Origin of the sequence: Paraburkholderia sp. BR10937 (assembly GCF_040965695.1) — a bacterium.
Taxonomy (GTDB): domain Bacteria; phylum Pseudomonadota; class Gammaproteobacteria; order Burkholderiales; family Burkholderiaceae; genus Paraburkholderia.
On record NZ_JBFRCL010000044.1, the window covers coordinates 28,352 to 41,276 of the forward strand.

Annotated in this window: 10 protein-coding genes; 3 read left to right on the top strand and 7 right to left on the bottom strand. The window is 64.5% G+C overall.

All coding sequences use genetic code 11. The annotated features are described in order from the left end of the window. Positions 1-72 precede the first annotated feature (72 nt). The 4 genes from folE2 to AB4Y44_RS29750 all read right to left on the bottom strand — a co-directional run bounded on the left by folE2 (position 73) and on the right by AB4Y44_RS29750 (position 4,225). A complete protein-coding gene (folE2, locus tag AB4Y44_RS29735) occupies positions 73-879 on the bottom strand; it encodes a GTP cyclohydrolase FolE2 (protein WP_342918591.1) in 807 nt (268 codons plus the stop codon). A gap of 161 nt (positions 880-1,040) precedes the next feature. Next, complete coding sequence (gene dxs, locus AB4Y44_RS29740; RefSeq protein WP_368701578.1) at positions 1,041-2,948, bottom strand: 1-deoxy-D-xylulose-5-phosphate synthase; 1,908 nt, start codon at positions 2,946-2,948, stop codon at positions 1,041-1,043. 84 nt (positions 2,949-3,032) lie between these two features. Then, complete coding sequence (locus tag AB4Y44_RS29745) at positions 3,033-3,914, bottom strand: farnesyl diphosphate synthase (protein ID WP_342918589.1); 882 nt, start codon at positions 3,912-3,914, stop codon at positions 3,033-3,035. Beyond that, positions 3,911-4,225, bottom strand: coding sequence for an exodeoxyribonuclease VII small subunit (locus AB4Y44_RS29750; protein ID WP_368688099.1), 315 nt, complete (start codon positions 4,223-4,225; stop codon positions 3,911-3,913). The genes AB4Y44_RS29745 and AB4Y44_RS29750 overlap by 4 nt, the downstream gene beginning before the upstream one ends. A gap of 307 nt (positions 4,226-4,532) precedes the next feature. On the opposite strand from AB4Y44_RS29750, the gene AB4Y44_RS29755 reads away from it, so the two are divergent. Further along, the gene (locus AB4Y44_RS29755) at positions 4,533-5,639 is read left to right on the top strand and encodes an aromatic ring-hydroxylating dioxygenase subunit alpha (protein WP_368701579.1); all 1,107 of its coding nucleotides are present in this window, start codon (positions 4,533-4,535) and stop codon (positions 5,637-5,639) included. 139 nt (positions 5,640-5,778) lie between these two features. Next, positions 5,779-6,648: a sulfurtransferase gene (locus AB4Y44_RS29760; protein ID WP_342918586.1), complete on the top strand. Its 870-nt coding sequence runs from the start codon at positions 5,779-5,781 to the stop codon at positions 6,646-6,648. 27 nt (positions 6,649-6,675) lie between these two features. Here the strand turns inward: AB4Y44_RS29760 and AB4Y44_RS29765 are convergent, their stop codons facing one another. From AB4Y44_RS29765 to polA, 3 genes are all read right to left on the bottom strand, one after another. After that, entirely contained in the window at positions 6,676-7,548 is an 873-nt protein-coding gene (locus tag AB4Y44_RS29765; protein WP_342918585.1) for a dienelactone hydrolase family protein, read from the bottom strand. A gap of 95 nt (positions 7,549-7,643) precedes the next feature. Then, on the bottom strand, positions 7,644-9,020 hold the full coding sequence (locus AB4Y44_RS29770; RefSeq protein ID WP_368701580.1) for an NAD(P)/FAD-dependent oxidoreductase: 1,377 nt from the start codon (positions 9,018-9,020) through the stop codon (positions 7,644-7,646). A 247-nt stretch (positions 9,021-9,267) separates the two neighbouring features. Further along, complete coding sequence (gene polA / locus AB4Y44_RS29775; RefSeq protein WP_368701597.1) at positions 9,268-12,075, bottom strand: DNA polymerase I; 2,808 nt, start codon at positions 12,073-12,075, stop codon at positions 9,268-9,270. 1 nt (position 12,076) lies between these two features. Here polA and AB4Y44_RS29780 point away from each other — a divergent pair, with 1 nt between their 5' ends. Next, complete coding sequence (locus tag AB4Y44_RS29780) at positions 12,077-12,844, top strand: TIGR00730 family Rossman fold protein (protein WP_133180503.1); 768 nt, start codon at positions 12,077-12,079, stop codon at positions 12,842-12,844. Positions 12,845-12,925: the final 81 nt, after the last annotated feature.

A 12,925-nucleotide genomic window follows, 5' to 3' on the forward strand; every position in this document is an offset into this window, starting at 1 on the left:
ATACTGTCCAGCTTTCCGGGATCAGTTCACACGGGCGGCTTTTTTGTTGACGGCGCAATCAGGCGGCCGGCATTACGCCATGCTCTTGTCGTGCTCGATCACGGCGTAGGCGCTGTGATTGTGGATCGACTCGAAGTTTTCCGCTTCGAGCGTATAGGCGATCACGCGCGCATCGGCGTTCAGTCGCACAGCCACGTCGCGCACGAGGTCTTCGACGAACTTGGGGTTCTCATATGCGCGCTCGGTCACGAACTTCTCGTCCGGACGCTTGAGCAAGCCCCACAGCTCGCACGACGCCTCTTGTTCGGCGATGCGAATGAGGTCTTCCACCGGCAGATCGCCTTCGAACTCGACGTTCATCGTCACGTGCGAGCGCTGGTTGTGCGCGCCGTATTGCGAGATCTTCTTCGAGCACGGGCACAGGCTCGTCACCGGCACGAGCACCTTGAGGAACAGGCGCGTTTGCCCGTTGCGCACGTCGCCCGCGAGCGTCACTTCGTAGTCCAGCAGACTTTCCACGCCCGACACCGGCGCCACTTTCTTCACGAAGTACGGGAACGTCACTTCGATACGGCCCGCCTGCGATTCGAGCTTCGTGAGCATCGCGGCCAGCATCGCGCGGAACGTGACAGGCGTAAGCGGAGCCTTGTTCTCTTCGAGCAGCGCGACGAAGCGCGACATGTGCGTGCCCTTCTGGTCGGCCGGCAGATGAACGTCGAGATTCCACGTGCCGACGCTCGGCTGGACGTCGCCCGCGGCCGTCTTCACCGTGAGCGGATGGCGCACGGCCTTTACGCCGACGCGCTGGATCACGATCTGACGGGTATCGACGGAGCTTTGGACGTCCGGCATCACGAAGGCCGGGTTCATCTGATTCATGTTCTTATCCTCAAGCCGCGCCGTACGCGGCGCGCAAATGGCAAACGCCGGCATGAGCCGGCGTTTGCTGGCGGTCACCGGGCACGAAACCCGGCCGCCAGTTCAAATGTGAAGTGGGTTGTCGCGAGGCGCCAACTAACTTATAGCGGCCTCAATCGACCTCACGCGACGCGCATTACCGACTTGCCGGACACATTCGCCGCATTGTCGAGAAAGCGTTCGCGGATGGACTTCGCGATCCCTGCTGCGTCGAGCCCACAGCCTGCCAGCAGCTTTGCCGGATCGCCGTGGTCGATGAAGCGGTCGGGGAGGCCCAATTGTAGTACGGGCTTGATAACCCCACTTTCAAGGAGGGCTTCCACGCAAGCCGAACCGGCACCGCCCATGATGCAGCCTTCCTCGACCGTCACGAGGTAGTCGTGCGTTTCGGCGAGCTGCTTCACGAGGTCCGCGTCGAGCGGCTTCACGAAGCGCATGTTCGCCACGGTGGCGTCCAGTTCCTCGGCGGCCTTGAGCGACGGCGCAACCATCGTGCCGAACGCGAGGATCGCGATACGGCTGCCTGCCGGCGCCTTGCTCTCGCGGCGGACTTCGCCCTTGCCCACCGGCAGTGCGGCCATCTGCTTGACGGTCGCGACGCCCGTGCCCGCACCGCGCGGGTAGCGCACGGCCGTCGGGCAGTCCTGCTGGAGCGCCGTGTAGAGCATCTGGCGGCACTCGTTTTCGTCCGACGCCGCCATGATCATCATGTTCGGAATGCAGCGCATGAACGCGAGGTCGTACGCGCCCGCGTGCGTTGCGCCGTCCGCGCCGACGAGGCCCGCGCGGTCGATCGCGAACACGACCGGCAGATTCTGCAGCGCCACGTCGTGAATCAGCTGGTCGTACGCGCGTTGCAGGAAGGTCGAGTAGATCGCGACCACGGGCTTCAAGCCTTCTGCCGCGATGCCGCCCGCGAACGTGACTGCGTGCTGCTCGGCGATACCGACGTCGTAGTAGCGATCCGGGAAGCGCTTTTCGAACTCCACGAGGCCCGAGCCTTCACGCATGGCCGGCGTAATACCGATCACGCGCTGGTCGAGCTCGGCCGCGTCGCACAGCCATTCGCCGAACACCTGCGTGTAGGTCTTCTTGGCGGGCGTTGCCGACGGCTTGATGCCTTCGGCCGGGTTGAACTTGCCGGGGCCGTGGTACAGGACCGGGTCGGCTTCGGCGAGCTTGTAGCCCTGACCTTTCTTCGTCACGACGTGCAGGAATTGCGGGCCGCGCAGTTCCTTGATGTTCTGCAGCGTCGGGATCAGCGAATCCAGATCGTGGCCGTCGATCGGCCCGATGTAGTTGAAGCCGAATTCCTCGAACAGCGTAGCCGGCACGATCATGCCCTTCGCGTGCTCTTCGAGCTTGCGCGCGAGGTCGAGCACCGGTGGCGCATGGCGCAGCACGCGCTCCACGCCCGCGCGTGCGGCGGCGTAGAAGCGGCCCGACATGAGGCGCGCGAGATGGCGATTGAGCGCGCCCACCGGCGGCGAAATCGACATGTCGTTGTCGTTGAGGATGACGAGCAGCGGCACGTCGTCTTCCACGCCGCCGTTGTTCAGTGCCTCGAAGGCCATGCCGGCCGTCATCGCGCCGTCGCCGATCACGGCGATGCCCATGGCGTTGTCGCCCTTGAGCTTGCTCGCCACGGCCATGCCGAGCGCCGCCGAAATCGACGTGCTCGAGTGCGCGGTGCCGAACGTGTCGTACGGCGACTCGTCGCGTTTCGGGAAGCCCGAAATGCCGCCGAGCTGGCGCAGCGTCGACATCTGGTCGCGGCGGCCCGTCAGGATCTTGTGCGGATAGGTCTGATGGCCCACGTCCCAGACGATGCGGTCGCGCGGCGTGTCGAACACGTAGTGCAGCGCGATCGTCAGTTCGACCGTACCGAGGTTGGACGACAGGTGGCCGCCCGTCTGCGAGACGCTTTCGAGAACGAAGGCACGCAGTTCGTCGGCAAGCGGTTGCAACTGGCGGCGATCAAGGCGGCGCAAATCCGCCGGGTCGTCAATGGTTTTCAGCAAGTCGTACATCGTCGTTCCATTGTAGGAAAACTGGCGCTCCCGCACTTTTTCTGCGCATTACTTCCGTTTCATGCGCGTGGGCGGGTTGCGCGGTCAGCTCACCCGGTTCACCACCAGGTCAGCGAGTTCGGCGAGGCGCTGAGCGCGCGCGCCGAACGGTTCGAGCGCCGCGTGCGCGTCGGCGCGCAACTGCTGCGCGAGCGCACGCGAGGCATCAAGACCGATAATCGACACGTAGGTCGGCTTGCCGTCCTTCGCGTCCTTGCCCGCGGTCTTGCCGAGCGTTGCGGAGTCGGCGGTGACGTCGAGAATGTCGTCCACCACCTGGAAAGCGAGGCCCACGGCCGCCGCGTATTTGTCGAGCGCGGCGAGGCTTTGCGCAGAAGGCGTCTCGCCCGCCAGCGCGCCCATGCGGACCGCGGCGCGCAGGAGCGCGCCGGTCTTCAGGCGGTGCATCGTTTCGAGCTGCTCGCGGGTGAGCGAATGGCCCACGCTCGCGAGGTCGATAGCCTGGCCGCCGGCCATGCCGATCGAGCCGCTGGCCAGCGCAAGTTCGCGCACGAGCGATGCCTGGTGCTGGGCACCGAGCACTTCCGAGGTCAGCGTGACGAAGGCTTGCGACTGCAGCGCATCGCCCACCAGCAGCGCCGTCGGTTCGTCATATTTGACGTGTACGGTGGGTTTGCCGCGACGCATGTCGTCGTCGTCCATGCACGGCATGTCGTCGTGCACGAGCGAGTAGACGTGGATCATTTCGAGCGCGCAGGCCGCCGCGTCGAGCGCTTCCGGCGTGGCGTTCGTGAGTTCGCCCGCCGCGTGGCACAGGAGCGGACGCACCCGCTTGCCGCCGCCCATCACGGCATAACGCATGGCGTCATGCAGCGGCGCCGGCAGCACGTCGGCAGCCGGCAAATAGTGATCGAGCGCGCTTTCGACCCGGTCGAGTACCTGCCGGGTCCATTGGTCAAATGTCATAGATCGTCGTCTCCGCCCGCTGCGGAGTCTGTCGTATTGAGGGGCACGGGCCGCAGCGTCTCGCCGTCGAGCACGCGCACCTGTTGTTCAACCTTTTCGAGCTGCTGCTGGCAAAAGCGCACGAGCGCCGCGCCACGGCGGTAAGCTGCAAGCGATTCTTCCAGGCTCAGGCTGCCGCCTTCCATGCGTGCAACGAGCCCGTCGAGCTCCGCCAGCGCCGCCTCGTAGCTCTCGGGCAGGGCTTCGCCCTCGGCCAGCCCGGCTGCGCTTTCGCCCGCGCCAGCGCGGTCTTTCGATGCGGATTTCGCCATGAGTCGTCGCCAGAATGAAACAAGGCGGACATTCTACGGCAAAAGGTCCCTTTCGACCCGCTCCCCGGCTTGTGTACCCTCTCGACCACACGCTCGGGGCCAGTACAAATCGGTTCCAGAAGGCCCAATTACCCGTGCCTTTGTCTCATATTTCCTGAATTCCTGCCGTCTTTCCGGTGTAATTTTGGCAAAAATCAGTCACTTAGCTACCCCACGAGGGGGTAACCGGGTATAATCGCCGGCTCCCTAAATCGAATCTTCGATGGTTGGGTTGTTCACTGCTTTCACGTCTTCATCGGGAGTGGGAATGTCCAATCTGAGCAATGCATTGCAGCTGAAGTCTATCCACAGCCAGCTGCCAGTCACCGCTTATTTTGACGAAGCGCTACTCAAGCGCGAAATCGACACGCTTTTCCAGAAGGGTCCTCGCTACGTCGGGCACGAACTCATGGTGCCCGAGGCGGGAAACTATTTTGCGCTGCCCGGCGAAAAAGAAGGCCGCGTGCTCGTTCGCAACAAGAGCAACGAAATCGAGCTGCTCTCGAACGTGTGCCGGCATCGCCAGGCCATCATGCTAAACGGTCGCGGCACGGCAGACAACATTGTATGTCCGCTGCATCGCTGGACCTATGACCTCAAGGGCGAACTGCTCGGCGCACCGCACTTCGCGGACAAGCCGTGTCTGAACCTGAACAGCTCGCCGCTCCAGAAGTGGAACGGGCTGCTGTTCGAATCCGCGGGCCGCGACGTCGCGCGCGATCTCGCACGCCTTGGGCCGGCGAAATACCTCGACTTCACGGACTACATGTTCGATCACGTCGAGGTTCACGAGTGCAACTACAACTGGAAGACCTTCATCGAGGTCTATCTGGAAGATTATCACGTCGTGCCGTTCCACCCGGGCCTCGGCAACTTCGTCTCGTGCGACGATCTCCAGTGGGAGTTCGGCGAGTGGTATAGCGTGCAGACGGTCGGCGTGCACAAGCACCTCGGCAAGCCGGGCAGCCCGACGTACCGCAAGTGGCACGACGAAGTCCTGCGCTTCCGTAACGGTGAGCCGCCGGAGTTCGGCGCGATCTGGATGGTGTACTACCCGAATCTCATGATCGAGTGGTATCCGCACGTGCTCGTGGTCTCGTGGCTCATCCCGCAGGGCACGCAGAAAACGACCAACATCGTCGAGTTCTATTACCCCGAGGAAATTACCCTGTTCGAGCGCGAGTTCGTCGAGGCCGAGCGCGCCGCCTATATGGAAACCGCCGTCGAAGACGACGAGATCGCCGAGCGCATGGACGCCGGCCGCCGGGCGCTCTTCGAGCGTGGCGTTTCCGAGGTCGGCCCGTATCAGAGCCCGATGGAAGACGGCATGCAGCACTTCCACGAGTTTCTGCGCCGCGAGTTGGGACCGATCTGACGCGCAGCCTGGCGCGGGCGTCGGGCAACGCGAACGCATAACGGAAAGACGGGCTTCGGCCCGTCTTTTTGTTTAGACTGACGGCACCGGGCCGTCGCATAGCGAGAGAGGGCGGCCTTGCACGATTCAAGGAGCCGTCATGCCCCACACGCACTACACCACGCTGATCTCGGCCGCCAATCTGCACGAACGCCTGACCGCCGCGCCGGGCAGCGTGCTGGTTTTCGACTGCCGCTTCGATCTCGCCGACCCCGCCGCGGGTGAGAACGCTTATGCGCTCGGCCACCTGCCCGGCGCCCAGTACCTGCATCTGGACCGCGACCTCTCGGGCCCGAAGACGGGCAAAAACGGCCGCCATCCGCTGCCCGACCGCTCGGCGCTCGTCGCCACGCTCCTGCTGCGCGGGCTCAACGAAGGCCAGCAGGTCGTAGCCTACGACGCGCAAGGCGGCGCCTACGCCGCGCGCCTCTGGTGGCTCCTGCGCTGGCTCGGCCACGACTCGGTGGCCGTGCTCGACGGGGGCCTCAAGGCGTGGGAAGCGGCGGGCTTCCCGCTCGTGCGCGACGTGCCCACGCCCGCGCGCGGCACCTTCAAGGCCGGCGCGCCGCTGCAGGTGACGGTGGACGCCCAGGCGATCGTCCGCAATCTCGCGACGCACGAACTCACGGTCGTCGACGCGCGTGCCGCCGACCGCTATCGCGGCGAGAACGAAACGATCGACCCAGTGGGCGGCCATATTCCTGGCGCGCGCAATCGGTTTTATCAGGACAATCTCACGCCGGATGGCCGCTTCAAGTCGGCGCATGCGCTGCGCGAGGATTTCGCAGCGGTGCTGCCGGGCATCACGCCCGAACACGTGATCCTGCAATGCGGCTCGGGCGTGACCGCCTGCCACAATGCGCTCGCGATGGAAATTGCCGGCCTGCACGGCGCGGCGCTCTATCCCGGTTCGTGGAGCGAATGGAGCGCCGACGCGTCGCGACCGGTCGCGACTGGCCCCAACCCCTGAGCCGGGAATCCGGAAGCGGGCACGGCGTCACACCACGCCGTGCTCCTTGAACCAGGCAATCGCGCGCTTCCAGCCGTCTTCCGCATCGGCCTTGCGATAGCTCGGCCGGTAGTCCGCGAAGAACGCGTGGCCCGCGTCGTCATACACGATGATTTGCGAGCCGCGCCCACCCTGTGGGCCCCGCGCGATGGCGGCCTTCATCTGCTCGAGCGTGTCCTGCGGAATGCTGTTGTCCTGCAAGCCATACATGCCGAGTACCGGCACCTGCAGGTTGCCCGCGAGATCGAGCGGATTTTGCGGCGAATTTTCCGTGTGCGCGCCCGCCACGCGGCCATACCAGGACACCGCCGCCTTGATGCGTGGATTGTGCTCGGCATAGAGCCACGTGTAGACCCCGCCCCAACAGAAGCCATTGACGCCCACGCGCTTCAGATCGCCACCGTGCTCGCCGGCCCAGGCAAGCGCCGCATCGATGTCGCCGAGCACCTGGGCATCGGGCACCTTGCTCGCGATGTTCTCGCTGATTTGCTGCACCGTCGGGTACACCGAGGCGTCGCCCTGGCGCACGAAGAAGTCCGGCGCGATGGCCAGATAGCCGAGCTTCGCAAAGCGGCGGCACACATCGGCAATATGCTCGTGCACGCCGAAGATCTCGTGAACCACGATGATCACCGGCAAGTGCGTCTTGCCGCGCGGCTGCGCGCGATACGCCGGAACGAGCGTGCCGCCCGACTGGAAGCCGATCTCGCCGGCTTCGAGGCCTTCGCTGTCGGTGTGGATGGTTTGCGCGGAGACGGGCAGCACGGCAGCGGCAAATCCGCTGCCGAGCGCCGCCTTGATGAAGGTGCGCCGATCGAACGGCACGTGCGGGACGAGGCTATCGACTTCGGGTTTCAGCACGCAACGCTCCTTGAAGATCAAACAGCGGAAACAGGCAGAATAGCGCCGCGCCCCGGACACAAGCACCGGTCGATGTGGCCGCTCAGTGCAGCCGCCTAGTGCAGCTTCACGCGCGGCAGCGTCGTGCGGCGCAGCCAGTGCGCGAAGGTATCGAGCACCATGCGCGCGTAGCCGTGCAGCGCCGCGATGTGCAGCCGGTACAGCGACATGTACATGAAACGGGCAAACAACCCTTCGATCAACATATTCCCGCCGATCAGCCCGCCCATCAGATTGCCGACCGCGCTGAAGTGGCCGAGCGACACCAGCGAGCCGAAGTCGCGATAGGTGAACTCCTCGAGCGGCTTGCCGGCGAGCAGATTGCCCAGCGACTTGAACAGGAAAGTGGCCTGCTGGTGCGCGGCTTGTGCGCGCGGCGGCACACCGCGCTCGTGGCCCGGCCATTCGCAGGCCGCGCAGTCGCCGAGCGCGAAGATGTTGTCGTCGAGTTCCGTTTGCAGCGTACGGCGCACGATCAGCTGGCCGAGCTTGTTGACGGTGAGGCCGTCGAGCCGCGACAGCACGGCCGGCGCGGTGATGCCCGCGGCCCAGACCGTGAGGTCCGCGCGCAGGTTCTTGCCGCTCGCGGTGCGCACGACGCCAGGCGCCACTTCGATCACGCGTTCGCTCGTGAGCAGCTTCACGCCGAGCTTGTTCAGCAGTTCGCCCGTTGCCGACGACACGCGCTCGGGCAGCGCGGGCAGGATGCGCGGGCCCGCCTCGATCAGCACGATGCCCACGTCATGGCGCGGATCGAGCTTGTGCAGTCCATAGGCCGACAACACCTGCGCGGTGTTGCGCAGCTCGGCAGAGAGCTCGACGCCCGTCGCGCCCGCGCCGATGATCGCCACCTGCACGCGCGGCTCGGCGCCGGCGTTCATGGCCGGCGCAAGGTCGTCCGCCGTCACCTCCACCGCGACTCTCTCGGGCGCCTGATGTTCGGCGCGCATGCACGCGGCGATCAGACGCTTGCGAAAGCGCTCGGCCTGCTCGACGGTGTCGAGCGCGATGGAATTCTCGGCCGCGCCCGGCACGCCGAAAAAGTGCGTCGTGCTGCCGATCGCGAGCACGAGCGTGTCGTATTCGAGCACGCGCTCGGGCAGCATTTCCGCGCCGTCTTCGTCGAGCACGCGCCCGAGCGTGATGCGCTTCGCCGCGCGGTCGAGGCCGGTCAGCTCGCCCTGCTGGAACTCGAAGCCGTGCCAGCGCGCCTGCGCCGGATATTCGAGCTGATGCGTGAACGGATCCATGCTGCCCGCCGCGACTTCGTGCAGGAGCGGTTTCCAGATATGCGTTGGATTGCGGTCGACCAGCGTGATCGATGCCGCCTGCGGCTTGCCCCGCTTCGCGCGAGCTTCGCCGTAACGATCGCCGAGCCGTGTTGCCAGTTCCAGCCCGCCTGCGCCTCCTCCCACAACGATAAAGCGATGCATAAACTCTCCGTGCATGTCGAAAGGCGATAGAAAGGCCGATGCATCGACAACATGACGTGCGAGGCATCGGCCTTCAGTCAAATCATTGTCGGCTGACGGAGCGCGCGGCGGCAACCCTTGCGGCGCGCATTCGCGACATCACGCACGCGAGGCTTGCCTTATCGCACGCGTGCAGTTACGGCTTTGCTGCGGTACAGCGCATTCAGTATGTACTTAGTAGAGCTTTGCCAAGCGCTTCGACGCGTCTTCAATGCGCCTCTTCCCAGTTCTCGCCCACGCCCACTTCGGCGACGAGCGGCACCTTGAGCTGCGCCACCGAGCACATCAATTCGGGCAAGCGCTTGCGCACCTCGGCGAGTTCGTCGCCCGGCACTTCGAGCACGAGTTCATCGTGCACCTGCATGATCATCTTCGTGCCGATCCTGCGTTCGTCGAGCCATTTCTGCACCGCGACCATGGAAAGCTTGATGAGGTCGGCGGCCGTGCCCTGCATGGGCGCGTTGATGGCGGCGCGCTCGGCGGCCTGGCGGCGCGGGCCGTTGCCACCGTTGATCTCGGGCAGCCACAGGCGGCGGCCGAAGACGGTCTCCACATAGCCGCGCGACTTCGCGTCCATGCGCGTTTCGTCCATATAGCGCGCCACGCCCGGATAGCGTGCGAAATAGCGGTCGATATAAAGCTTCGCCGCGTCGCGCGTAATGCCGAGATTCGATGCGAGGCCGAACGCGCTCATGCCGTAAATCAGGCCGAAATTGATGACCTTGGCGATGCGCCGCTGGTCCGCGCTCACTTCGAGCGGCGTGACGCTGAACACCTCTGAAGCCGTGGCGCGGTGAATGTCGTCGCCGCGCGCGAACGCCGCGAGCAGCGATTCGTCGCCCGAGATATGCGCCATGATGCGCAGTTCGATCTGCGAATAGTCGGCGGAAACGATCTTGTGCCCCGGCGGCGCGATGAACGCCTCGCGAATGCGCCGGCCTTCGCCCGTGCGCACAGGGATGTTCTGCAGATTCGGATCGTTCGACGCGAGACGGCCCGTGACCGCCACGGCCTGCGCGTAGGTCGTGTGCACCCGGCCCGTTTGCGCATTCACCATGCGCGGCAGCTTGTCGGTGTACGTGGACTTGAGCTTCGCAAGCCCGCGATGCTCGAGCAGGATCTTGGGCAGAGGGTAATCTTCGGCGAGCTTCTGCAGTACTTCTTCGTCGGTGGAAGGCGCGCCGCTCGGCGTTTTCTTCACGACCGGCAGTTGCAGCTTCTCGAAGAAGATCTGGCCGATCTGCTTGGGCGAGCCCAGATTGAATTCGCCGCCCGCGAGCGCATACGCTTCCTCTTCGAGCGCGATGAGCCGCACCGCAATTTCCGCGCTCTGCTTTTCGAGCCTTTCGCTGTCGATCAGCACACCGTTGCGCTCCATCTTGCGCAGCACGCGCGAGGTGGGCAGCTCGATGTGGCGATACACGTAATCGAGGCCCTTCTCGGGCGCGATCTGCGGATAGAGCGCGCGATGCAGTTGCAGCGTGACGTCGGCGTCTTCGGCAGCGTATTCGGCGGCCTTGTCGAGTGATACTTCGTCGAAGCCGATCTGCTGCGCGCCCTTGCCCGCCACCTCTTCGTACTTGATCGTCTTGATGCCCAGATGGCGCAGCGCGAGGCTGTCCATGTCGTGGCTGCGATGCGATTCGAGCACATACGATTCGAGCAGCGTGTCATGCTCCACGCCGTTCAGTTCGATACCGTAGTTCGCGAGCACCTGCTCGTCGTACTTCATGTGCTGGCCGACTTTCTTGTGCTTCTCGCTTTCGAGCCAGGGCTTCAGGCGCGCGAGCACTTCGTCCTGCGGCAGTTGATCGGGTGCGTCCGGGCCGCGGTGCGCGAGCGGCAAATAGGCGGCCACGCCGGGTTCCGTCGAGAACGACATGCCCACGAGCTTCGCGACCATCGGGTCGAGCGCCGTGGTCTCGGTGTCGAACGCGGTGAGTTCGGCAGCTTCGATCTTCCTGAGCCACGTGTCGAACTGCGGCCACGTCTGGATCGTTTCGTAATGGCGCGGGGCATCGACGAACAGCGCGGGCTGCACGTTCGCGTCTTTTGCGGGCGCGTCGCCTTTGGTCGCGGCGGGCACCGTCTCGCTCTGCTGACTCGCTTCGGTGACTTCGCGCAGCCAGGTCTTGAAACCGTGGCGCGCGAAGATATCGCGCAGCTCTTCGCGCGCTTCGGCTCGCGTGGCGAGCGACGCTTCGATCGACTCGAGATGCGGCGCGAGATCGCAAGCCGTTTCCACCGTGACGAGCTTTCTCGCCATCGGCAGGAAGTCGAGCGCATCGCGCAGATAGCCGCCTACAGCGCCCTTGATTTCATCCGCATGCGCGATCACGCCGTCGAGCGAGTCGTATTGCGTGAGCCACTTCACCGCCGTTTTCGGGCCACACTTGTTCACGCCCGGCACGTTGTCGACGGTGTCGCCGATGAGCGAGAGATAATCGATGATGCGCTCCGGCGGCACGCCGAACTTCGCGATCACGCCTTCGCGATCGAGCGTTTCATTCGTCATCGTGTTGATGAGCGTGACGCGGTCTGTCACGAGCTGCGCGAGGTCCTTGTCGCCCGTGGAAACGATGACCTTCATGCCGAGCTTCTCGGCCTGATGCGCGAGCGTGCCGATCACGTCGTCGGCCTCTACGCCTTCGATCATCAGCAGCGGCCAGCCGAGCGCACGCACGGCAGTGTGAATGGGCTCGATTTGTGCAGCGAGCGGCTCGGGCATGGAAGGCCGGTTGGCCTTGTACTCGGGGTACCAGTCGTCGCGGAACGTCTTGCCCTTTGCATCGAACACGCACGCGCTATACTCTGCCGTAACGTCCTTGCGCATGCGACGCAGCATGTTGATGATGCCGTATAGCGCGCCCGTGGGTTCGCCGTCAGGACCGCGCAGATCCGGCATCGCATGGAAGGCCCGATAGAGATAGCTAGAACCGTCGACCAGCAACAGGGTCTTACCTTCCAGCCCGTTTTGTAGCTTTAGCTTTGTATCCACGCGTAGTTCTTCAGGCATTATGGACAAGAGAAAAGTGATTCCGAGTCTGCGTTCACTCGCAGATCAAGAGCGCGCGACGGCCAAGAAGGCGCGCGCATCGTGGCAGATGTTCACGATTATGGCAGAGTTTATCGAGGCGACCGAGTACCTGTCCGAGATCCGGCCAGCGGTCAGCATCTACGGTTCCGCCCGCCTGAAACCGGAGTCGGAGTACTACCAGCTCGCCACCACCATCGCGCGCAAGGTGTCCGATGCGGGCTTCGCCGTGATCTCCGGCGGCGGCCCCGGCATCATGGAGGCCGCGAACCAGGGCGCGCATGCGGGCAAGTCGCCTTCCGTGGGCCTGAACATCGAGTTGCCGCACGAGCAGTCGGGCAACCAGTGGCAGGACATCTCGCTGCGCTTTCGCCATTTCTTCACGCGCAAGGTCACGTTCGTGAAGAACTCGGACGCCGTGATCGTCATGCCCGGCGGCTTCGGCACGCTCGACGAACTGGCCGAAGTGCTCACGCTCATCCAGACGAAAAAGTCGCGTCACGTGCCCATCATTCTGGTGGGCGCCGCATTCTGGAAGGGCCTGCTCGACTGGTTCCGCTCGGCGCTCGTGCCAATGGGCCTCATCAATCCCGAAGACATGGACTTGATGCAGGTGATCGACGACCCGGACCAGGTGCTCGAAGCCGTCCTCAAGTTCTACGAAGATGCGGACACAGCCGAAGATACCGGCAAGGAGCACCCGGCGCGCCGCGACCGCGACTCCGACGAAGACCGGATGTTCTATCTTTGATGCACCGCTTGGCGGCGCAGTGTGTGGATGGCCTGCGGATAACGTTTCCGTAGGCCTGCGCCCCGCTCGCGCCTCAGCGCG

Excerpts from the sequence above, each read along its gene's own strand:
- AB4Y44_RS29770 (WP_368701580.1), bottom strand. The coding sequence starts at position 9,020 with ATGCATCGCTTTATCGTTGTGGGAGGAGGCGCAGGCGGGCTGGAACTG.
- AB4Y44_RS29755 (WP_368701579.1), top strand. The coding sequence starts at position 4,533 with ATGTCCAATCTGAGCAATGCATTGCAGCTGAAGTCTATCCACAGCCAG.
- dxs (WP_368701578.1), bottom strand. The coding sequence starts at position 2,948 with ATGTACGACTTGCTGAAAACCATTGACGACCCGGCGGATTTGCGCCGC.
- AB4Y44_RS29750 (WP_368688099.1), bottom strand. The coding sequence starts at position 4,225 with ATGGCGAAATCCGCATCGAAAGACCGCGCTGGCGCGGGCGAAAGCGCA.
- AB4Y44_RS29745 (WP_342918589.1), bottom strand. The coding sequence starts at position 3,914 with ATGACATTTGACCAATGGACCCGGCAGGTACTCGACCGGGTCGAAAGC.
- AB4Y44_RS29760 (WP_342918586.1), top strand. The coding sequence starts at position 5,779 with ATGCCCCACACGCACTACACCACGCTGATCTCGGCCGCCAATCTGCAC.
- folE2 (WP_342918591.1), bottom strand. The coding sequence starts at position 879 with ATGAATCAGATGAACCCGGCCTTCGTGATGCCGGACGTCCAAAGCTCC.
- polA (WP_368701597.1), bottom strand. The coding sequence starts at position 12,075 with ATGCCTGAAGAACTACGCGTGGATACAAAGCTAAAGCTACAAAACGGG.
- AB4Y44_RS29780 (WP_133180503.1), top strand. The coding sequence starts at position 12,077 with ATGGACAAGAGAAAAGTGATTCCGAGTCTGCGTTCACTCGCAGATCAA.